Genomic DNA, 20,780 nt, shown 5'->3' with positions numbered 1-20,780 from the left:
CCGTCTTCGGTCCCTTGTTCAGGCGTGCCGACGGCGACGCACAAGCGAGACGATCACGCCGATGACCACGCCGAGCGCCGACGGCACGAGCCAGCCGAGCGCCAGATCGTTGAGCGGCAGCCATCCGCATGCCGTCTCGAGCCACGTCCAGCGTCCGCCGAACGTGGCGACGAGGCCGACGACGCCGTTGGCGACGCTGTCGATCGCCGTGAGCAGCACCGTCCAGAAGTAGACGGCCGGGAAACGGCTCGTGAAGACGGAGTCGAACAGCGACAGCACGACGAGGACGATTGCGATCGGATAGAGCGCCTCAAGCACCGGCACCGACAGGTTGATGATCGCGCTCAGGCCGATGTTCGCGATGACGAGCGCGACGAGCGCGAACACAAGCGTCCAAGCGCGGTAGGAGAGCGCACGCGGGAACTGCTTGTGGAAATACGACGAGCAGGTGGAGATGAGCCCCGCGCACACGTTGAAGCAGGCGACGACGAAGATGACGCCGACGAAGACGGTGCCGGCGTGGCCGAAGACCTGCTCGGTGAGGTTCGTGAGCACCGTCGCGCCGGTGTCCGTCGCGCCGTCGATGCCACGGTAGGAGCCGGAGACGGCGCCGACGAAGCCGAGCATCGCGTAGATGACGACGAGCATGACGCCGGTGGACAGACCGCCGAGGGCGGTCTCGCGACGGTTGCCGCGCTCGTCGCGCACGCCCATCGCGTCGATGTTCGCCGAGATGACGATGCCGAAGTACAGGCCGGCGAGCAGATCCATCGTCTGGTAGCCGTCGAGGAAGCCCTGCATGAGCTGGTCGTGCGCGTACGGGCCGCTCGGCGCGGCGAAGGGCGGATGGTGCACGCACAGGCACGTGACGAACAGGACGGCGATCATGATGAGCAGCAGCGGACCCATGATCTTGCCGAGCACCTGCGACAGGCGGTCGGGATGCTGCGCGACGAGCCACGCGAGCGCGAAGAACACGACCGAATAGATCAGCCGGGCGCCGCCGAGCCCTTCGCCGGCAAAGGGGGCGACGGCCATCTCGAAGGACGTCGACGCGGTGCGCGGGATCGCGAACAGCGGGCCGATCGTGAGCATGATCGCCACGCCAAGCACGAGCGCGAAGCGCGGCGACACGCGTGCGCTGAGGTTGGAGAAGCCGCCGGCGCGCGCGACGACGATGACGCCGAGGATCGGCAGGCCGACGGCGGAGAGGACGAAGCCGAGCATGCCGGGCGCCGTGCGATCGCCGGCGAGCGCGCCCAGATACGGCGGGAAGATGAGGTTGCCGGCGCCGAAGAACATTGAGAAGAACGTGACGCCGACGATGACGCGCTGACGGGTCGTCAGCCGCGGCTCGCGCGCACCCGGCAGCCGTGCGCCGTCGGCTTGCTCGACGTGTTCGGCGATGTCCTGCGCGACCTCGATCGCGTTTTCAGCGGCCGGATCGTCACCGGTCGCGCTCGCGCCGTCGGGCGTCATCGGACGGACGGACGTCGTGGAATGAGAGGACGTCGCCGGAGAAGACGTCGCGGGATGGGAAGCGGGATGGGAATGGGAGTCCGGTGCGCGCATGACGTCGGATCGCCTCCAGAACGGGTAGGGGAATGAACAGGGCTACTCGCGGCCGACTGCAGCCGGCAATCGCCGACGCGGCACGGCCCGCGGTCACTGCACAGTATAGAGGCCGCACGGTGTGCCGGCCCCGCGGCGCCGCGCTCACGGCGAACAGGCGCGCCCCCGCGCCGCGCTCCTACACTGGAAATCGATTCGGCACAAGGAAAGTCGGGCAAACGCAACAGTCGATCTGACGCAACAGTCGATCTGACACAGCACAGTCGGACAAACACAGCACAGCCGGACAGACGTAAACATACAAGGAAATACAAGGAATCGGTCAGGGAAAGGCGGCACATGGGACGGGTGACGGATGTGGGGACGGGCGCGCGGCTGCTGTTCGCGTCGTCGGCGGTGGGGCTGCTGCCGCTCATGCGCCGCGTGTTCGCCCTGCGCGACGGCGCCATCATCGGCTTCGTCCCGAACGCGAGCTTCGCCGAACCCTACGGCTTCGCGAACCGGATGGCGGCGCCGTGGTGGCGCGCGCACGGCCTGAAGGTGCGCTGCGTCGACCTGAACGGGCGGCGCGCGCGGGTGGCCGCGATGCTGCGCGGCTGCGACCTGCTGTATCTGTGCGGCGGCAACAGCTTCCATCTGATGCGCTGTCTGCGCGCCGCCGGCGTCGTGCCGCTCATTCGCGATCTCGTCGCCTCGGGCGTGCCGTATGTGGGCGAATCGGCCGGCGCGGTCGTCGCGGCCCTGGACATCGACTACATCGCGCCGATGGACGTGCGCCGCGAGCCGGCGGCGACGCTGCACGCGGCGAGACGCGCCTCTTCGCCGACGCGGGGGCTCACGCTGACCGATGTGCATGTCGTGCCCCATGTTGGCGGGCGTATGCTCGGCGCGGCAGCGCGAGACATCCTGCGCCTGCACGCCGGCGAGCCGAGCTACGTGCCGCTGCGCAACGACGAGGCGCTGGTCGTCGAGGACGGCCGGATGCGCCGCGTCGGCACGGGCTCGCGCATCGCACGGCTGCTGTAGCCGCCGCGCGAGGCTGCGCCGGTGGCGAGACATCGGTGGGATCAGGAGGCGCGGCGGCGCGGTGCGTTAGACTTGAGTGCGGTATCGTCACATCCACATCGTCACCAGCAATGGAGGAACGCATATGAGCGCAGAAGCAAACGTCGGCGTCGTCGGACTTGCCGCGATGGGCGCAAGCCTGGCACGCAACCTCGCACGCCACGGCAACCGGGTCGCCGTCTACAACAGGCACTATGCCCGCACCGAGCATCTCATCGACAACTACGGTGACGAGGGGCAGTTCTATCCGGCGAAAACCGTCAAGGAGTTCGTCGACCTGCTCGAGAAGCCCCGCACTGCAATCATCATGGTCAAGGCCGGCGTGGCGACCGACGCCGTCATCGACGAGCTCGCCGAGTACATGGAACCGGGCGACATCATCGTCGACGGCGGCAACTCGTACTTCAAGGACACGATCCGCCGCGAGAAGGAACTGCGCGCCAAGGGCCTGCACTTCGTCGGCATGGGCGTCTCCGGCGGCGAGGAGGGCGCGCTGCTCGGCCCGTCGATGATGCCCGGCGGCTCCGACGCGTCGTGGGAGCGCCTCAAGCCGATCCTCGAATCGATCGCCGCGAAGGCCGATGACGGCGAACCCTGCGTCATGCACGTCGGCGAAAACGGCGCCGGCCACTTCGTCAAGATGGTGCACAACGGCATCGAATATGCGGACATGCAGCTCATCGCCGAAAGCTATGACATTATGCGCCGGGGCCTGGGCATGACCCCCGACGAGATCGGCGACGTCTTCGAGGCGTGGAACGGCACCGACCTCGACTCCTATCTCATCGAGATCACGGCCGAGGTGCTGCACAAGAAGGATCCGCAGACCGGCAAGCCGCTCGTCGACGTCATCTACGACCATGCGGGTATGAAGGGCACTGGCACGTGGACCGTGCAGACGGCGCTCGAGCTCGGCGTGCCGGTCACCGGCATCGCCGAAGCCGTGTTCGCCCGCGGGCTGTCCGACCAGACGGCGCTGCGTGAGAAGGCGCAGGCCGATCCGTTCCACGGCCCCGACGGCCATATCGAGCTCGGCGTCGAGACGCGCGAGGCCTTCATCGAACGCGTCCGCCAGGCGCTCTACGCGTCGAAGATCGTCGCCTACGCGCAGGGCTTCAACGAGATCTCGCGCGCCGCCGAGACCTATGGCTGGGACATCGACATGGCGCATCTGGCGCGCATTTGGCGCGCCGGTTGCATCATCCGCGCGAAGTTCCTCGACCGCATCTCCGAGGCCTTCGAGGACGGCGCCGCCGACGTCTCGTTGCTGTTCGCCCCCTACTTCAAGCAGGGCATCGAGGCCAGCGAGTCCGATTGGCGCCACGTCGTGGCCACGGCGGCCGAGGTCGGCCTGCCGGCACCGGTCTTCTCCTCCTCGCTCGCGTATTTCGACGGCCTGCGCGCCAAGCGTCTGCCGGCCGCGCTCATCCAGGGCCAGCGCGACCTGTTCGGCGCCCACACCTACCAGCGTGTGGACCAGCCGGGCGCATGGCACATCCTGTGGGCCGAACCTGACCAGAAGGAAGTGAAGATGGCCGACTGATCCGGCCCGTGCGGAATACGACGGATGCAGTGAAGGGCGCAGACCTCGCGATGAGGTCGGCGCCCTTCCTAATATATTCCACTGGAGAATACGCTCGCCATCTTCCGAAGACGGAAAACAGCGAATGTTCAGTCGTGCAGCCGCGCCGTCGATGCCTCGTCGCCGATCCACAGCAGCTGCCTGCGCGCGTCGGCGAAGGAGGCCGGCCAATGCGGGTTGCGCCTGCCGGTGAAGGTGTGCATCATCGCGTCGGCCTTCGCCGCGCGCGAGCCGCAGATCCACAGATAATCGGTCCTGGCGATCATCGGCACCGTGAAGGTCAGGCGCGTCGGCGGCGGCTTGGGGGAGTCGTCGACGCCGGCGACGAGGAGGTCCGTTTTGTCGACGAGAAGCTCCTTGTGATCGGGGAACAGCGACGCGAAATGGCCGTCAGGGCCGACGCCGAACATCATGATGTCCATCGCCGCAGCCTGGCCGAGCTCGCCGACGAGCTCGGACTGGTAGACGGCGGCCGCATGCCGCAGCGCCTCGCATGTCTGTTCCTCGCTCGCGTTCTCGCGTTCGCTTGCGCTGCGCGTATCGGCGGGCATCGCGTGGATCTGCGCGTCGCTCATGCGCCCGTCGGCGACAAGACGGTCGAACAATGCGGCGCGCGCCTGCTTCTCGTTGCGTTCGTCGCTGTCGGCGGGCACGAAGCGTTCATCGCCCCACCAAATGTGCACGCGCCGCCAGTCGACGACGTCGAGCAGCGGCGAGGCGCCGATCGCCTCGAGGATCGTCGTGCCGTCGGTGCCGCCGGTCACGGCGACGTCGACGCGGTCGCGGTCGGGAAGGCCGAGCACCTCGTTCATCGTCAGCAGCGTGCGCGCGGCGACCGCCTCGGCGAACAGACGCTGGTCGGGATAGGTGATGAGTTCGCGTTCGATCATCATGCGTCCTCCTTCATCGCTGCGCCTGCGCGCCGTCTGGGTGGATGCGACGCCAGCCATCGGTGATGACGCGCGCGTAGATCTCGTCGGGGTAGAGACGGCCGAGCTCCTCGCTCAGGCAGTCGCCGAGCGAACGCATCGGCAGCGGGATCGTCTGCGGCGACTGTTCGGGCACGCTGATCGTGACGATGTCGTCATGGTCGTGGCAGCGCACGAGGCTGAGCACGCCGCCGTCCTCGCGCGTCAGGCTCACCGCGCAGATCGCCGTCGCGTCGTCATCGGTCTCGATTGACACGGGGATGTCGAGGCTGACGGCGAGCCATGCGGCGAGCAGGTCCTTGGGCAGGTAGTCGCCTTCGCCGACAACGTTCGCGGCCGTGATGCGCATGTGCGGCGGCTGGTCGAGCATCGCCGCGAGCAGCGCGCGCCAACGCGTCAGTCTCGTCCACGACATGTCGACGTTCTTCGGCGAACGGTTGCGTCGCAGATCCTCGATCGTGCGCATCGGGTTGCCCGAACGCATCGCGTCGGTGATGCGCGACTGCGCCATCGCGCCGACGAGGTCCTTCGACGGGTTGGCGGGCGCCTCGGTCGGCCACCACGCCACGATCGGCGCGTCCGGCACGAGCAGTGGCGTGACAAGCGTGTCGAGATGGTGGATGAGGCCGCCGCGCGGACGCAGCACGATGACCTCGCCGGCGCCCGCGTCGGCGCCGATGCGCACTTCGGCGTCGAGGTAGGTGCGGTCGGTCGTCTCCTCGGTCATGCGCCGTGTGCTCGGCGCGACCGCGATGACGCGGCACGGATGGTCGCGGCTCGCCTCGTTCGCGAGCGTGAGCGTGTTCTCGAGGTGGTCCTCGTCGGTGACGATGAGCAGCGTGAGCACGCGGCCGAGCGCGACCTCGCCGCGTTCCTCGTGCAGTTCGTCGATCTTGTTCGAGATCTCATTGGTCTCGGTGTCCCGCATCGTAATGATCATGGCATCCTCCAACGGTGTCCGTCGCGTGCAAGCATCTCCACGGCTTCCTGCGGCCCCCACGTACCGGCGCGGTAGGGCTGCGGCTGGCCGAGCGTCGACCAGAAGTCCTCGATCGGGTCGAGGATGCGCCACGACAGGTCGACCTCCTTCGTCGTCGGGAACAGCGGCGGGTCGCCGAGCAGCACGTCGAGGATGAGGCGTTCGTAGGCCTCGGGGGAGGATTCGGTGAACGAACGGCCGTAGCTGAAGTCCATTGACACGTCGCGCACCTCCATCGACGTGACGCCCGGCACCTTCGAGCCGAAGCGAATCGTGACGCCCTCGTAGGGCTGCACGCGGATGACGAGCGCGTTCTTGCCGAGCTCCTGCGTCGCCGTCGATTCGAAAGGCAGGTGCGGGGCGCGCTTGAAGACGAGCGCAATCTCGGTGACGCGCCTGCCGAGGCGTTTGCCGGTGCGCAGGTAGAAGGGGACGCCGGCCCAGCGGCGCGTGTCGATGTCGAGACGGATCGCCGCGTAGGTCTCGGTCGTCGAATCGGGGTCGATGCCCTTCTCCTCGAGGTAGCCGCACACCGGCTCCGAACCCTGCCAGCCGGCCGAATACTGGCCGCGCGCGGTGTGGGCGGCCAGGTCGCGCGGCAGCCGCACGGCGGAGAGCACCTTCGTCTTCTCGGCCATCAGGTCGCGCGCCGAGAACGAGACGGGCTCCTCCATCGCCGTGAGCGCCATCAGCTGCAGCAGATGGTTCTGGATGACGTCCCTCGCCGCGCCGATGCCGTCGTAGTAGCCGGCACGTCCGGCCACACCGATGTCCTCGGCCATCGTGATCTGCACGTGGTCGACGTAGTTCGCGTTCCAGATCGGCTCGTACATCGTGTTCGCAAACCGCAGCGCGAGCAGGTTCTGCACCGTCTCCTTGCCCAGATAGTGATCGATGCGGAACACCGAATCGGGGTCGAAGACCTCGGAGATGACCTCGTCGAGCTGCTGAGCGCTCGCCAGATCGTGGCCGAAGGGCTTTTCGATGATGACGCGTCGCCACGCGTCCTCGCCGGACTTCGCCAGACCGCAGTTCGCCAGCTGGCGCGCCACGATTGGGAAGTCGCGCGGCGGCACCGACATGTAGAACGCGTGGTTACCGCGCGTGCCGCGGTCACGGTCGAGTTCGGCGACGGTGTCGCTCAGCCGGGCGAAGGCGTCCGGATCTTCGAAGGTGCCGCGCACGAAGCGGATGCCGCGGGCGAGCTGCTCCCAGGTCGCGTCGTTGAACTGCGTGCGGCAGTGCGCCTGCACGTTCTCCTTGACGAAGTCACGGAAATGGTCCTCGGTCCAGTCGCGCCGCGCGAAGCCGGTCAGGCCGAAGCTCGGCGGCAGCAGGCCGCGGTTTGCGAGGTCATAGATGGCCGGCAGCAGCTTCTTGCGCGACAGGTCGCCGGTCACGCCGAAGATCACGATGCTGCATGGTCCTGCGATGCGGGGAAGGCGCAGATCCCTGGGATCCCTCAACGGGTTGACCCATTCGAGCGGCGCCGCCCCCTGTCCTGTTGTCTGTGTCATGTCTGCCATCCTAACGCCGGCCGCGTCCCTGTCCGCGCACCGGTGCTCGATTTTCCACGCTCGGGGCAACGGATGTGGTCTATGCATGCGATCGCATGCGCGCCCTGATGCGTGCGGCGATCGAACGGCCCGCGCCGGCCGCGGCCGGCCGCAGCGGGCAGCTTGCGCAGACGATTGAATCGGGGGACGGCTCGCACGCGCCGATCGAGCAGGCGGCCGTCAGGTCGACGACGTCGATCATGCCGCGCGTGCGCGCATGTTCGACGATCTGTTCGACGAAGTCGCGCGGCAGGCCGCGTTCATCGGCGCAGCGCGCGACGCTTTTGCCGGCCTTGAGATCGGCGACGACGTCGTCGACGACATGCGTGCGCGTGCCCTGCTTGCGTCTGTCGTCCGCGCGTCGTGCATCGCGCGCGTCGGCGCCCCCGGTGCGCCTGAAGCCGCTCACAGCAGCCACCTGAGCGTCTGGAACGCGACGACGGCGAGGATGTAGGCGACGATGAGGCCGAGTCCGATCGACTCCATCGCGATGCGCGTCGAATACTGCCGTTTGAGTTCGGCGACCGTCGCCAGGCACGGCGTGTACGCGAGCGTGAACAGCATGAACGCGATCGCGGCGGCGCGCCCGTGGCCGTGCGAGCTTTCGTCGAAGGAGGCGCGCATCGCGGCGCCGAGCGAGCCTTCGCCCTGCTGCTGCTCGTCCTCGTCGCCGGTGTCGATGCTGTAGGACTGCGCCATCGACGCGACGACGACCTCCTTGGCGACGAATCCGGTCATCAGCGCCGCCGAGGCATGCCAGTCGTCGAAGCCGGCGGGCGCGAAGACCGGGGCGACGCGGTCGGCGACGACGCCGTAGACGGAATCATGCACGTCGTCGACCTTCGCGAAGGAGCCGGCCGTGGCCGTCGCCGGGATCGCCTGCAGCAGCCACATGACGACGAGCATCGAGACGATGATCGTGCTCGCGCCGCGCACGAACCCCCACAGCCGCATGAGCACGCCGCGCGCGAGCGTCACGAGGCGCGGCACTTGATAGGGCGGCAGGCTCATCGCGAAGGGTTCGGAACGCATGTCGGTGAAACGCACGCGTCGCAGCAGGATGCCGACGAGCAGGATGAGCACGATCGAGCACACGTACATCAGAAAGACGACGAGGCCGGCCTGCTCGCGGAAGAACGCGTAGGCGAGCACAAGGTAGACGCTCAGGCGCGCCGTGCAGCTCGAGAACGGCACGAGCATGCCGACGAGGACGCGTTGACGCGAATCAGGCAGCGTGCGCGTGGCGGCGAGCGCCGGCAGGTTGCAGCCGAAGCCGATGACGATCGGCAGGAATGCGCGGCCGTCGAGGCCCATGCAGCGCATCGTGCGGTCCATGACGAAGGCGGCGCGCGCGAGGTATCCGGAATCCTCGAGCAAGCTCAGCAGGATGAACATGATGCCCATCGGCGGAATGAACGTGCCGATCGTGACGATGCCGTCGACGATGCCGTCGACGACGAGCGAATGGAACCACGAATCGGCGGCGCCGGGGCCGAAGAGCGCGAAGAGCCAGTCGACGCCGGAGACGAGCCAGCCGCGCACGGTGCCGTCGATCCAGTCCTGCGCGGGGCCGGCGAGCGTCGTCGTCGCCTCGAACACGCCGAGCATGAGCAGCAGGAAGGCGACGACGCCGAACACCGGGTTGAGCAGCACGCGGTCGATGCGGTCGGAGACGGTGACGCGATCGCGCGCATGCATGTCGAGCTGTGCGAGCACGTCGGCGGCCCAGTCGAAGCGCGCATCAGCGCCGCCCTCGACCCAGTCGCGCACGTCGACGTCGCCGACATGCACCTGCGTCAGGCCGTGCGGCATCGGCGTGCCGGACAGATGCACGCCGACGGCGTCCATCAGCGCCGCCGCGCCGGCGCCGGTGCGTCCGTTGACCTCGACGACCGGCACGCCGTCGAGCGCGCGCGACAGCTGGGCCGGGTCGACGCGCGCGCCCTGCCGGGCGGCGAGATCGTTCATCGTCAGCGCGACGACGGTCGGGTGCCCCAGTTCGAGGACCGTGGCGAGGAAGTAGAGCGCGCGCGAGATGTTCGTCGCGTCGACGACGGTGACGACCATGTCCGGCTCGCCGTCGCCGCCCAGTCCCATGACCGCCTTCGCAGCAACCTCCTCGTCCGGCGAGAGCGGCAGCAGCGAATAGGTGCCCGGCGTGTCGATGAGGTCCCAGCGCGCGCTGTCGTGCGTGTAGACGCCCTCCTCGAGCAGCACCGTCGTGCCGGGCGCGTTCATGACGCGTGTCTTCGCGCCGAGGATCGCGTTGAACAGCGACGACTTGCCGACGTTCGGGTTGCCGATGAAGACGATGCGCGGCATGCCGTCGTGCGCCACGCGCCGGCCGCCGACGTCGCAGCAGGGGCGTGCGCCGCGGCGGGCGGCGCCGGTGCCATGGTCGTCGTGGCGGCGCGCGGGCAGCAGCGCCGCCAGTCCGCGTGGGTGGTCGTGATGGTCTGAGGTCATGGTCGGTCCTTGGATGTGGTTCAGGAGGAGAAAGAGGACGGAGACCGTCGCGCGCCGGTCAGTCGGCGGCGGGCGTGACGGCGATGAGCGAGGCGGTGCGCCCGTCGAGCGCGATGCGCTCGGTGCCCTTCGCGACGACGCGGCCGCCGAAGTTCGCGCGCTGCACGACGCGGATGACGGTGCCGGCGCGCAGCCCCAGCTCGAGCATGCGGAAGCGGTGGCGTTCGTCGACGCCGACGGCCGTGATCGCCATGTCCTCGTTCGGCGGGCAGTTCTCGACGGTCAGTGGGGAAATGGTCAGTGGGGAAGAGGTGTCCATAAGCGCACATTGTTATGACGATCGTGGGGAAAGTCAATAGTTCCGAGACGGAAAACGGGACGGAAGCGACAAGGGCCCCGCACGCCGTCCACGGCGTGCGGGGCCCGGAGAGGCTCCGACGAGGCGGAATCAGTCCGCGCCGGGCGTGCGGCAGGTCTGCCCGAGGCCGCGGCTGAGCGCGACGACGTCGAGCAGACGGTCGATCTCGCCGTCCGGCAGGTCGGTGTGCTCCCTGGCCGCCTCACGCACCGTGATGCCCTCGGCCATCGCGTCCTTCGCGAGCCCCATCGCACGCTCGTAGCCGACCGCGTCGTTGAGCGCCGCCGCGATCGACGGCGACTGCTCGGCGTGCAGACGTCCGCGTTCGACGTTGACGCGGATGCCGTCGACGCATTTCGTGCGGAACATGTCCATCGCGTTGATCGCGAGCGTCATGCCGGTGAGGATCTCGTGGATGATCACCGGATCGAAGGCGTTGAGCTGCAGCTGGCCTTCGGCGGCCGCCCAGTTGACGGTCACATCCATGCCGAAGATGACGAAGCAGCACTGGTCGACGCATTCGGGGATGACCGGGTTCACCTTGCCCGGCATGATCGACGAACCCGCCTGACGCGCCGGCACCTTGAGGTCCTCGAAGCCGCAGCGCGGGCCCGAGTTGAGCAGCCGCAGGTCGTCGGCGGCCTTCTTCAGATGAATCGCGAGGTTCTTCAGACAGGCGCTCGCGGCGATGTAGGCGCTCATGTCGGTGACCGAGGCGACCGGATCGGTCGCGGCGTGCACCGGCAGTCCGGTCAGCCGTGCGAGCGTACGCGTCGCCCGTTCGCGGAAACGCAGGTCCGCGCACACGCCGGTGCCGATCGCCGTCGCGCCGAGGTTGAGGTCGCACAGCTGGTCGACGAGCGCATCCATCGCCTGCAGGTCGAACTTGAGGAACGACGCCCAGGCGTGGAACTCCTGGCCGAAGGTCATCGGGACGGCGTCCTGCAGCTGCGTGCGTCCGATCGTCACATCGTCGGCGTGGCGGTCGGCCAGCGCGTGGAACGCGTCGCGCAGGCGCCGCGCGGCGGCGGCGAGCGGCGTCAGGCCGCCGCAGATCGCGAGCTTGCAGGCGGCCGGGTAGGTGTCGTTCGTCGACTGCGAACGGTTGACGTCGTCGTTGGGATGGATGTACGCGTAGTCGCCGCGCGGACGCCCGCAGATCTCGAGCGCGCGGTTGGCGATGACCTCGTTCATGTTCATGTTCAGGCTCGTGCCGGCGCCGCCCTGCAGCACGTCGACGGGGAACTGGTCGGCGAGTGCGCCGTCCTCGATCTCCTCGCAGGCCTGTTCGATCGCCTTCGCCTTGCGCGCGTCGAGCAGCCCGAGCTCCGCGTTCGCGATCGCGCAGGCGCGCTTGACGATGGCGTAGGCGCGGATGAGCGCTTCGTGCGCGGAGTCGGGGATGCCGCTGACCGTGAAGTTCTCGAGCGCGCGCTGCGTGTGGATGCCCCAGTACACGCCTTCGGGCACTTTGAGCTCGCCGATGCAGTCGTGCTCGACGCGCGTCGGCACCTCCCGCGCGGCCGTCGCACCCATGTCCTTGCCGGCTCCGTCGTTGGCTTCGTCCCGTCGTCCGCCCATCGTCCGCGCTCCTTACGTCGTCTTTTTACGGCCATCCATTCTAGATTCGCGCATGTGGACGCGCCAAGGACGATATTGCTTACAGCCGATTGCCCGCGCGTCGCAACATGCGCGCGCTTCAATGGGGGCTATGGACAACTTTGAGACCAATCAGAACGTGCATTTCACCTCATCCAAGCCGATTTACGACTTCTACGTGGCCGGACCCTACGAGACGGCCGAGCAGGTCGAGAGCATGGAGCGCCTCGAGCGCGTGCTCAAGAGCCGCGGCAAGAACCTGTATCTGCCGCGCTTCGCGATGGATGTCAACGTCGACGGCCCGCAGGCCGTCTTCGAGGACCGCATCCGCGCGATCGGCAACTGCGCTGCGCTCATCGCGAACTTCGATGACAAGGACCCGGGCACGATCTTCGCGATGGGATACGCTTACGCGCTCGGCAAGCCGGTGTACGCGTACTGCGAGGGCATCCTGCCGAACGCCCGCATCAGCCTGATGGTCGACCAGGCGGCCACCGCCGTGCTCGACGGCCCCGCCGATCTCGAGAGTCTGCTCGATTCGGGCCGCGTCAAGCCGCTCAAGCTCGACCAGTGCTGAGATAGCCGCTGAGATATTCCGGGCCGGTCCGCGCCGTCCCGGAATATCATCGTGTGCGATGACGAACAAGGACGACGCCCCCACGCTATGAGCCGCCGTGCGCCGATGTGATCGAGCGCGCCCAGACGGCGCGCGGCGACGCCGACCTCATCCTGTACATGGAGCACGGCGACATCATCGAGCACGGCACGCACGACGAGCTGCTTGCCCAGGGCGGCGCCTACGCGCGTCTCTACGAGTCGCAGTTCGCGTGAGGATGATGATGTCAGTGTGGTCGGTGAGTTCATCCATGAGCGAAATCTGACCATATACTGAAACGCCGAAGATGTCGTAATCCACGGTCCCTACTGTGTTGCCCGCGCCGGCCGTCCCACGGACGGGCCGGCGCACATTATGAGAGAGGCATCCCAAGAAGGAGACACGATGGACACCGCGGCTTCGGCGGCATCACAACCCGCGCCACAGACGGCGTACACACCCGAGGAGGAGCGGCGCGTCATCCGCAATACGCGCGGGCTTCCGATCGGCATTAGGCCGAAGATGGTCTGGACATGGCCCAAGGCGATCATCTGGGCGCTCGTCGCGATCACCTGCGCGATCGGCTGGTCGGTGCTCGCGCTCGCGCGCGGCGAGAGGATCAGCGCCGTCTGGTTCCTCGTCGTCGCGCTGTGCTCGTACGCGATCGCCTACCGCTTCTACGCGTACTACATCCAGATCAAGATCATGCGCACCAACGACGCGAACGCGACGCCGGCCGAACGCGTCCACGACGGCGCGAACTTCGAACGCGCCGACCGTCGCGTCCTGTTCGGCCAGCATTTCGCCGCGATCTCCGGCGCCGGCCCGCTCGTCGGCCCGATCCTTGCCGCGCAGATGGGCTACCTGCCGAGCGTGCTGTGGATCATCCTCGGCGTCATCTTCGCCGGCGCCGTCCAGGACATGCTGATGCTGTGGATCTCGGCGAAGCGCCGCGGCCGCTCCTTCGGCCAGATGGCGACCGACGAGATGGGCAAGGTCGGCGGCGTCATCATCTCCGTCTTCCTCGTCGTCGTCACCGCAATCGCAATGGCCTTCCTCGCGCTCGTCGCGATCAAGGCGATGGCGAGCTCGCCGTGGGCCGTGTTCTCCCTCGGCATGACGATCCCGATCGCGCTGATCATGGGCTGCTACGAGCGCTTCCTGCGCCCGGGCCGCGTCATCGAGACGACGGCGCTCGGCTTCGTGCTGCTCGTCGCCGCGATCGTCGGTGGCGGCATGATCGCCTCCAACCCGACGCTCGCGCCGATCTTCACACTCGACGCCAAGCAGCTCGTCGTCGCGCTCGTCGTCTACTCCTTCGCCGCCGCCGCGCTGCCGCACTGGCTGCTCGTCACGCCGCGCGACTACCTGTCGACGCTGATGAAGATCGGCACGCTCGCGCTGCTCGTCGTCGGCATCGTCATCGCGAACCCGCAGGTGGACATGCCGGGCATCAGCACGCTCGCGGCCCGCTCGGACGGCCCCACGTTCTCCGGCAACCTGTTCCCGTTCCTGTTCATCACGATCGCGTGCGGCGCGCTCTCCGGCTTCCACGGCGCCGTATCCTCCGGCCTGACGCCGAAGGCCGTCGAGAAGGAGAACCAGATCCGCATGATCGGCTACGGTTCGATGCTCGTCGAATCGTTCACCGCGATCATCGCGCTCATCGCCGCGATCACGATCAGCCAAGGCGTCTACTTCTCGCTCAACATGAGCGCGCCGCAGATCGAAGCCGCCGCCGGCTCCGCGTATTCAGCCTCCGCCTCGCCCGAGCAGAACGCGGTCGCCGCTGTGGGAAACATGGACGTCAAGGACATCGAAGGCAACCAGATGCAGGTGACATGGCAGTCGCACGGCACCACCTACAAAGGCGCCGAGGCACTGACCCAGGCCGCGCATGACGTGGGCGAGGAGAGCATCGTCTCGCGCACCGGCGGCGCGACGACCTTCGCGATCGGCATGGCGAACTTCCTCAAGTCGTATCTGGGCGGCGAGGGGACGATGGCGTTCTGGTACCACTTCGCGATCATGTTCGAGGCGCTGTTCATCCTGACGACCGTCGACAACGGCACGCGCGTCGCGCGCTACCAGATCGGCGACCTGCTCGGCAACGTGCGCAGGCTGCGCCGCTTCGCCGACCCCACATGGCGCCCCGGCAACCTCATCACGACCTTCATCGCCACCGCCGCATGGGGCACGATGCTCTACATGGGCGTCGCCGACGCCAACGGCGGCATCAACGCGATGGTGCCGATCTTCGGCATCTCCAACCAGCTGCTCGCCGCCGGCTGCCTGATGCTCGTCACCGTCTGCGTCGTCAAGGCCGGCCTGACGAAGTACGCGTGGATACCGGCCGTCCCGCTCGTCTGGGATGTCGCCGTCACCTTCACCGCCGACTTCCAGAAGATCTTCGACCCGCAGCTCGGCTACTTCGCGGCCGCCTCCGCATGGCGCGCGAAGATCGACTCCGGCGCGCTCGACCCGGCTGCGCTCGCCGCCGCGCACGCCTCGTTGTCGAACGCGTACCTCGACGGCGCGCTGTCGGTGTTCTTCCTCGTCATGATGACGGCATTCCTCGCCGTCGGCTTCAAGGTGTGCGTCGCCACCGTGCGCTCGCGCCGCTACGGCGTCGAGTTCACGAGCGAGGAACCCTTCGTCGAATCGTCGTGGTTCGCACCCTCCGGACTGTTCGCCACGAAGCTCGAACGCAAGGCGCGCGCCGAATATGAGCTGATGACCGGCACGGCCGCGCGCGCCGACGAACGCCGCGACGAGGATCTCGACGATGACGCCGAGGCGCGTCCGTTGGCCGGTGTGGCGGTTGGGGTACCGGCATGACGGGCGCCCCGGCCGCGTGGGCCGCACGGTTGTGGCGCGGCGTCGTCTGGTATCTGCGTGAGCTGAGTGGCGAGGCGCGCTACGACCACTACGTCGAACGGATGCGCCGCGAGCACCCCGACCGTACGCCGCTGGGTGAACGCGAGTTCCTGCGCGAGCGCGAACGCCACGAGCGCGAGCATCCGAACACGAGCTGCTGCTGCTAGCGCGGTCGCCGTACACACCGAATATGCGCAAAGGCGCGGGAGACCTGATTGGTCTTCCGCGCCTTTGCGCATATTCGTATAGCTATCCATCAAGCCGGCGGCGTCCGTGGCCGTATCTGCCGCCCGTTCTGCGGCCGTCAGCGGATGAGGCCCAGACGGATCTTCATCGCGACGACGCGCGTCGCCGACGCGGCGATCTTGTCGGCGAAGGCCGCGTCCGAGGACGCCCGCGCGCGCAAGCCGGAAAGGATCGGCGCCGTGTACGACGGGTCGTTGATGCAGGCGACGTCGCCGCCGGCCTCGACGAGCCGTACGCCCAGCTGCGTCGGATCGACGTCGCCGACGGCGCTCGCCGACAGCGAATCGGAGATGACGACGCCGTCGTAGCCGCCGCGCCCGCGCAGCAGATCGGTGACGATCGTCCGCGAGAACGCCGCCGGCACGCCCGGGTCGAGCTTCGTGTACGAGGCGAGCGACATCATGACCATCGCCGGACGGCCGCTCCTGATCGCCTGCGTGAACGCGGCCACCTCGGGGCCGTCAGCGTCGGTCGTCGTGTCGACGATGCCGTCGGCCGTGAAATCGGTGTTGCCGGTGACTGAGCCGAGGCCGGGGTAGTGCTTGACGGCCGTTGCGACGCCGGCGCCGCGCATGCCTTCGATGAACGCGGTCGCATGGCGCGCGTCGCCGTCCGCGTCGAGGCCGAAGTCGCGGTCGAGTGCGCCGATCGGCGCGTTCGAGGCACGGTCGATCGTCACCGTGTCGACCGACGGGGCGAGGTCGACGTCGACGCCGGCGGCGTGCAGCTGGCCGCCCCAGCGCCGGCTGTCCTCCCTGAGCGCGTCCGTCGAGAGGCGCCCCTGTTCGAAGGCGCTCGGCATCGTCTCGAAGCCGGGACCCTGCAGATGCTGCACGAGGCCACCCTCCTGATCGGTGGCGACGAGGATCGGCGTGCCGTCGCCGGCGTAGCCGCGCAGCGCGTCGGTCGCCTGACGCACACCGTCAACGCCGTTCGACCAGTTGCCCATGAGGATGACCGAGCCGACATGGTCGTCGCCGATGAGCGAGGCGAGCGCCGACGGGTCGGTGCCGGCTGCGAGCGGCGCCATGACGAGCTGCGCGGCGCGCTCGTCGGGGCTCATCGCGTCGACGATCCGCTGCGCGCGCACGACGGCGTCGTCCTTGCCATCCTTGTTCGCGTCGCCGTCCTTCGTTGCATCGTCTTTGTTCGCGGCGTTGTCCTTTGTCGCATCATCCTTGGCTGGCGTGCCGTCCTTGTTCGCGGCTGCCGTCTGATGCTGCGTGGGCGTGGTGGAGGAGGGGCTCGTCGCGCTCGCCGACGCGGAGGCCTCGATGCGGGCGCGGTGGCGTGCGCCGGCGACGGCGGCGGCCGACAACGCGAGCGCGAGCGCGACGACCGCCGTGACGACGATTGCCATGATGCGTCCGGCGCGTCCCCGGACCTCGTCCCTGCCGTGCCTGCCGTTGCGCTGTGCCATGTGCATGCCCCCTTCCGCCCGCAAGTGTCGCGCGCCGTGTGTCTGTAATGAAACGATGTATGCCCTGAACGCCGTATGTCCCTTGACGATGTCGCGCGCCGGCGCCCGAAGCGGCCGGCGCGTTCCATGAGCCCAGTCTAGCAAGCGGCCCGGCACGTCCCCGGCGCACCCGGCCGCCGCGCGGGCGGGACATGTCGCACACCTTTCACGCATCCTTCACGCATCGGCCTGTGGTTCTTCGTCATGATTCTGTAGACTGGTCGAATGTCTTTCTTCGATTTCGGCCCCATGTTCGGGCAAGGGCCGCATAAGCGCCCCCATCGTTCCGACGCCGCCAACGACGATCCGATCGTGATCAACATCGAGACCGACGGCGAGGACGCCCACGCCGCCTCGGGCACGCCGCCGACCGCACCGCCGCGCATCACGCGCCGCGCGCCGTCAGGAGGCTCGAACCGCGGCTATAAGATCCTCATCGGCGTCGTGCTCGCGCTCGCCGTCGTCGTCGGCCTGTTCTTCGCGATCGCGTCCTTCGCGACCGACGTCATGTGGTACGACCAGCTCGGCTTCTCGAGCGTCGTCTGGACGCTGCTCGGCACGCGCGTCGGCGTGTGGATCGTCTACGCGCTGCTCATGGTGCTCGTCACCTACATCGCCGCGACGCTCGCGATCCGCGCACGTCCCGACTTCGCCGACGGATCGACGATCCGCATCAACGGCGACACGATCGAGATCGGCCGCGGCGTCTCCTCGAAGAACGCCCGGCGCGTCGCCGTCGGCGTCTCGCTCGTCGCGGGGCTGCTCTTCGGTTCGCGGTTCAACTCGAACTGGTCGCAGATCCTGCTCATGTTCCACGCCAAGCGCTTCGGCGTTGCCGATCCGCAGTTCGGCATCGACAACGGTTTCTACGTCTTCGTGCTGCCGGGCCTGTCGCTGCTGCTGTCCGCGCTGTCGGTGCTGCTGTTCGTCGCGCTCGTCTTCTCGATCGTCACGCATGTGGCGATGGGCGGCATCCGCTTCACGATGCCGAAGCACGGACGCAGCATCTTCTCGATGACGCGTCGCGCGCGCCGCCAGATCGCGATCTGGCTGATGGCGTGGATGTGCTCGTGGGCCGTCAACCAGGCGCTGTCCGTCTTCTCGACGCTCACCGCCGAAGGCGACCGCATCACCGGCGCGACCTACACGGCGGTCAACGCGTCGATCCCGATCACCTTCATCCTCGCCGCCGTCACCGCGATCGCCGGCGTCGTGCTCGGCGTGTGGCTCATGCGTTCGCCGGCGCTCACCGACGCCGCCTCGGCGAAGACGGCGCCGCTGACGAGCGCGTGGAAGGAGTGGCGCGTCCCGGCGATCACCATCGCATCCTGCCTCGTGCTGTCGCTGCTGCTGTCGTCGCTGTGGCCGGCGCTGCTGCAGCGCTTCCGCGTCAACCCGAACGCCCAGGAGATGGAATCGACGTACATCCAGCGCAACATCGACGCGACGCGCGCCGCCTACGGGCTCGGCAACGTCAAGACTGAGGAATACAAGGCCACGACGAAGGCCGAGGCCGGCGCGCTGCAGCAGGACACCGAGACGACGGCGCAGATCCGTCTGCTCGACCCGCAGATCGTCTCGCCGACCTTCAAGCAGCTGCAGCAGATGAAGCAGTACTACACCTTCGCGGACACGCTGGCGGTCGACAAGTACGACATCGACGGCGTCAACCAGGACACCGTCATCGCCGCGCGCGAGATGGACCTGTCCGGCAACGACAACCGCAACTGGGTCAACGACCACACCGTGTACACACACGGCTACGGCATCGTCGCCGCCTACGGCAACCGCGTGACGCGCGACGGCCAGCCGGAGTTCTTCGAATACGGCATCCCCACGCAGGGATACCTGACCGACACGCAGCACTACGAGCCGCGCATCTACTTCTCGCCGAACGCGCCCGAATACTCGATCGTCGGCGCGCCGGAGGGCACGAAGTCGTGGGAGTTCGACTATCCGACCTCCGGCGCCGAGGGCGCGACGACGACCTTCGACGGCGACGGCGGCCCCAGGCTCGGCAACATCATGGCGCGCCTGTTGTACTCGATCCGCTTCGGCTCCGACCAGATCCTGTTCTCCGACCGCGTCAACGCCGATTCGCAGATCCTCTACGACCGTTCGCCCAAGGAGCGCGTCGCGAAGGTCGCGCCGTACCTCACGCTCGACGGACGCGTCTACCCGGCCGTCGTCGATGGGCGCGTCAAGTGGATCATCGACGGCTACACGACCTCTGACCGCTACCCGTATTCGCAGATGACCGATCTGGCGTCAGCGACCGAGGATTCGACGACGGTCTCGTCGTCGTCGGTGGCCGGACTGAGCTCGAAGCGCGCGAACTACATCCGCAACTCGGTCAAGGCGACCGTCGACGCCTACGACGGTTCGGTGGACCTGTACACGTGGGACGAGTCCGACCCGGTGCTCAAGGCGTGGCAGTCGATCTTCCCGGCGAACTACCATCCGATGTCCGAGATCTCGGGCGACCTGATGGCGCATATGCGCTATCCGGAAGGCATCTTCAAGGTGCAGCGCCAACTGCTCGCGAAGTACCATGTGACGCAGGCGAGCCAGTTCTTCTCCGGCGAGGACTTCTGGCAGACGCCGGTCGACCCGACCGAGTCGAAGGCGCAGCAGGCGCACGACGTGCTGCAGCCACCGTACTATCTTACGCTCAAGACCGGCGGTTCGAAGGAGCCGGTGTTCTCGCTGACGAGCACCTACATCCCGGCGGGCGCGAGCACGCGCGAGATCCTCACCGGCTTCCTGTCGGTCGATTCGGACGCGGGACGCACGAAGGGCGTCAAGGGACCCGACTACGGCACGATCAGGCTGCAGGAGCTGCCGAAGGATTCGAACGTGCCGGGCCCGGGTCAGGCGCAGAACAACTTCAACGCCGACGCGGACGTCTCCAAGGAGCTTAACCTGCTCGAATCGGGTTCGACGCAGATCGAACGCGGCAACCTGCTCACGCTGCCGCTCGGCGGCGGCCTCGTCTACGTCGAGCCGGTGTACGTGAAGTCCTCCGGCCAGACGAGCTACCCGTTGCTCAAGAAGGTCCTCGTCGCCTTCGGCGACAAGGTCGGTTTCGCCGACACGCTCGACGCGGCGCTCGATCAGGTCTTCGGCGGCGATTCGGGAGCATCGGCCGGCGACGCGGACAACACGGCGTCTCCGGGCGGCTCCGACGCCGCGAAGCCCGGTCAGGATGCCGGTTCCTCGTCGGGGTCGTCGGATTCGTCGGGGTCGTCCGGCACGACGCAGGACCCGGCCCTCAAGTCGGCACTCGACGACGCTGCGAAGGCGCTTAAGGATTCGGACAAGGCGATGAAGTCCGGCGACTGGAGCGCGTATGGCGAGGCGCAGAAGCGCCTCGAGGAGGCGATCGGCAAGGCGATCGAGCTCGAAGGCTGACACTGAGCGGCATCAGCCACAACAAACACAACCGGGGCGTCCCCGCCCGGTGCATGCATGGGCAGCACCGGGCGGGGACGCCCCGG

At 67.8% G+C, this 20,780-nt stretch carries 16 protein-coding genes; 7 read left to right on the top strand and 9 right to left on the bottom strand.

Going from position 1 to position 20,780, the window contains the following annotated elements; all coding sequences use genetic code 11:
- Positions 1-18: 18 nt before the first annotated feature.
- Positions 19-1,479 carry a branched-chain amino acid transport system II carrier protein gene (gene brnQ / locus G606_RS0105070; protein WP_081664044.1) on the bottom strand — a complete coding sequence of 487 codons (1,461 nt, stop codon included), beginning with the start codon at positions 1,477-1,479 and terminating at the stop codon, positions 19-21.
- A gap of 432 nt (positions 1,480-1,911) precedes the next feature.
- Between brnQ and G606_RS10010 the strand changes: the two genes are divergently transcribed.
- Both G606_RS10010 and gndA read left to right on the top strand, forming a co-directional pair.
- The gene (locus G606_RS10010; protein ID WP_051198578.1) at positions 1,912-2,598 is read left to right on the top strand and encodes a Type 1 glutamine amidotransferase-like domain-containing protein; all 687 of its coding nucleotides are present in this window, start codon (positions 1,912-1,914) and stop codon (positions 2,596-2,598) included.
- 124 nt (positions 2,599-2,722) lie between these two features.
- Positions 2,723-4,180: an NADP-dependent phosphogluconate dehydrogenase gene (gene gndA, locus G606_RS0105060; protein ID WP_026645035.1), complete on the top strand. Its 1,458-nt coding sequence runs from the start codon at positions 2,723-2,725 to the stop codon at positions 4,178-4,180.
- Between the two features lie 128 nt (positions 4,181-4,308).
- Here the strand turns inward: gndA and pgl are convergent, their stop codons facing one another.
- The 7 genes from pgl to G606_RS0105025 all read right to left on the bottom strand — a co-directional run bounded on the left by pgl (position 4,309) and on the right by G606_RS0105025 (position 12,043).
- On the bottom strand, positions 4,309-5,109 hold the full coding sequence (gene pgl, locus G606_RS0105055) for a 6-phosphogluconolactonase (RefSeq protein WP_034523801.1): 801 nt from the start codon (positions 5,107-5,109) through the stop codon (positions 4,309-4,311).
- A 13-nt stretch (positions 5,110-5,122) separates the two neighbouring features.
- Positions 5,123-6,088: a glucose-6-phosphate dehydrogenase assembly protein OpcA gene (locus tag G606_RS0105050; RefSeq protein ID WP_026645033.1), complete on the bottom strand. Its 966-nt coding sequence runs from the start codon at positions 6,086-6,088 to the stop codon at positions 5,123-5,125.
- A complete protein-coding gene (gene zwf, locus G606_RS0105045) occupies positions 6,085-7,653 on the bottom strand; it encodes a glucose-6-phosphate dehydrogenase (RefSeq protein WP_034523740.1) in 1,569 nt (522 codons plus the stop codon). The genes G606_RS0105050 and zwf overlap by 4 nt, the downstream gene beginning before the upstream one ends.
- Before the next feature lie 70 nt (positions 7,654-7,723).
- Positions 7,724-8,092: a hypothetical protein gene (locus G606_RS11415; protein ID WP_231371424.1), complete on the bottom strand. Its 369-nt coding sequence runs from the start codon at positions 8,090-8,092 to the stop codon at positions 7,724-7,726.
- Entirely contained in the window at positions 8,089-10,149 is a 2,061-nt protein-coding gene (gene feoB, locus G606_RS0105035; RefSeq protein WP_026645030.1) for a ferrous iron transport protein B, read from the bottom strand. The genes G606_RS11415 and feoB overlap by 4 nt, the downstream gene beginning before the upstream one ends.
- A 58-nt stretch (positions 10,150-10,207) precedes the next feature.
- The gene (locus tag G606_RS0105030; RefSeq protein ID WP_081664042.1) at positions 10,208-10,468 is read right to left on the bottom strand and encodes a FeoA family protein; all 261 of its coding nucleotides are present in this window, start codon (positions 10,466-10,468) and stop codon (positions 10,208-10,210) included.
- Between the two features lie 129 nt (positions 10,469-10,597).
- Positions 10,598-12,043 (bottom strand): aspartate ammonia-lyase, encoded by a 1,446-nt coding sequence (locus G606_RS0105025; RefSeq protein WP_026645029.1) that lies wholly within the window; start codon positions 12,041-12,043, stop codon positions 10,598-10,600.
- Between the two features lie 175 nt (positions 12,044-12,218).
- Here G606_RS0105025 and G606_RS0105020 point away from each other — a divergent pair, with 175 nt between their 5' ends.
- The 4 genes from G606_RS0105020 to G606_RS0105005 all read left to right on the top strand — a co-directional run bounded on the left by G606_RS0105020 (position 12,219) and on the right by G606_RS0105005 (position 15,745).
- Entirely contained in the window at positions 12,219-12,683 is a 465-nt protein-coding gene (locus G606_RS0105020) for a nucleoside 2-deoxyribosyltransferase (protein ID WP_034523738.1), read from the top strand.
- A gap of 107 nt (positions 12,684-12,790) precedes the next feature.
- Positions 12,791-12,937, top strand: coding sequence for a lipid transporter ATP-binding protein/permease (locus tag G606_RS10950; protein WP_081664039.1), 147 nt, complete (start codon positions 12,791-12,793; stop codon positions 12,935-12,937).
- A gap of 169 nt (positions 12,938-13,106) precedes the next feature.
- Positions 13,107-15,539, top strand: coding sequence for a carbon starvation CstA family protein (locus G606_RS10005; protein ID WP_081664037.1), 2,433 nt, complete (start codon positions 13,107-13,109; stop codon positions 15,537-15,539).
- Positions 15,536-15,745 (top strand): CstA-like transporter-associated (seleno)protein, encoded by a 210-nt coding sequence (locus G606_RS0105005; RefSeq protein ID WP_026645027.1) that lies wholly within the window; start codon positions 15,536-15,538, stop codon positions 15,743-15,745. The genes G606_RS10005 and G606_RS0105005 overlap by 4 nt, the downstream gene beginning before the upstream one ends.
- A 137-nt stretch (positions 15,746-15,882) precedes the next feature.
- Here the strand turns inward: G606_RS0105005 and G606_RS0105000 are convergent, their stop codons facing one another.
- On the bottom strand, positions 15,883-17,244 hold the full coding sequence (locus G606_RS0105000; protein WP_026645026.1) for a glycoside hydrolase family 3 N-terminal domain-containing protein: 1,362 nt from the start codon (positions 17,242-17,244) through the stop codon (positions 15,883-15,885).
- A 264-nt stretch (positions 17,245-17,508) separates the two neighbouring features.
- Between G606_RS0105000 and G606_RS0104995 the strand changes: the two genes are divergently transcribed.
- On the top strand, positions 17,509-20,694 hold the full coding sequence (locus G606_RS0104995) for a UPF0182 family membrane protein (protein WP_026645025.1): 3,186 nt from the start codon (positions 17,509-17,511) through the stop codon (positions 20,692-20,694).
- The last annotated feature ends 86 nt before the right edge of the window (positions 20,695-20,780 follow it).

The sequence above is a fragment of the Bifidobacterium sp. AGR2158 genome (assembly GCF_000424225.1).
GTDB classification, from domain to species: Bacteria; Actinomycetota; Actinomycetes; order Actinomycetales; family Bifidobacteriaceae; genus Bifidobacterium; species Bifidobacterium anseris.
This window is presented reverse-complemented; position numbering and strand designations above follow the sequence as displayed.

Bases quoted from the DNA above. Each gene is read 5' to 3' on its own strand.
- feoB (WP_026645030.1), bottom strand. From the start codon at position 10,149: ATGACCTCAGACCATCACGACCACCCACGCGGACTGGCGGCGCTGCTG.
- G606_RS0105020 (WP_034523738.1), top strand. From the start codon at position 12,219: ATGGACAACTTTGAGACCAATCAGAACGTGCATTTCACCTCATCCAAG.
- G606_RS0105030 (WP_081664042.1), bottom strand. From the start codon at position 10,468: ATGGACACCTCTTCCCCACTGACCATTTCCCCACTGACCGTCGAGAAC.
- G606_RS10010 (WP_051198578.1), top strand. From the start codon at position 1,912: ATGGGACGGGTGACGGATGTGGGGACGGGCGCGCGGCTGCTGTTCGCG.
- G606_RS0105050 (WP_026645033.1), bottom strand. From the start codon at position 6,088: ATGATCATTACGATGCGGGACACCGAGACCAATGAGATCTCGAACAAG.
- G606_RS0105000 (WP_026645026.1), bottom strand. From the start codon at position 17,244: ATGGCACAGCGCAACGGCAGGCACGGCAGGGACGAGGTCCGGGGACGC.
- G606_RS0105025 (WP_026645029.1), bottom strand. From the start codon at position 12,043: ATGGGTGCGACGGCCGCGCGGGAGGTGCCGACGCGCGTCGAGCACGAC.
- G606_RS0104995 (WP_026645025.1), top strand. From the start codon at position 17,509: ATGTCTTTCTTCGATTTCGGCCCCATGTTCGGGCAAGGGCCGCATAAG.
- brnQ (WP_081664044.1), bottom strand. From the start codon at position 1,479: ATGACGCCCGACGGCGCGAGCGCGACCGGTGACGATCCGGCCGCTGAA.
- pgl (WP_034523801.1), bottom strand. From the start codon at position 5,109: ATGATCGAACGCGAACTCATCACCTATCCCGACCAGCGTCTGTTCGCC.
- zwf (WP_034523740.1), bottom strand. From the start codon at position 7,653: ATGGCAGACATGACACAGACAACAGGACAGGGGGCGGCGCCGCTCGAA.
- gndA (WP_026645035.1), top strand. From the start codon at position 2,723: ATGAGCGCAGAAGCAAACGTCGGCGTCGTCGGACTTGCCGCGATGGGC.
- G606_RS0105005 (WP_026645027.1), top strand. From the start codon at position 15,536: ATGACGGGCGCCCCGGCCGCGTGGGCCGCACGGTTGTGGCGCGGCGTC.
- G606_RS10005 (WP_081664037.1), top strand. From the start codon at position 13,107: ATGGACACCGCGGCTTCGGCGGCATCACAACCCGCGCCACAGACGGCG.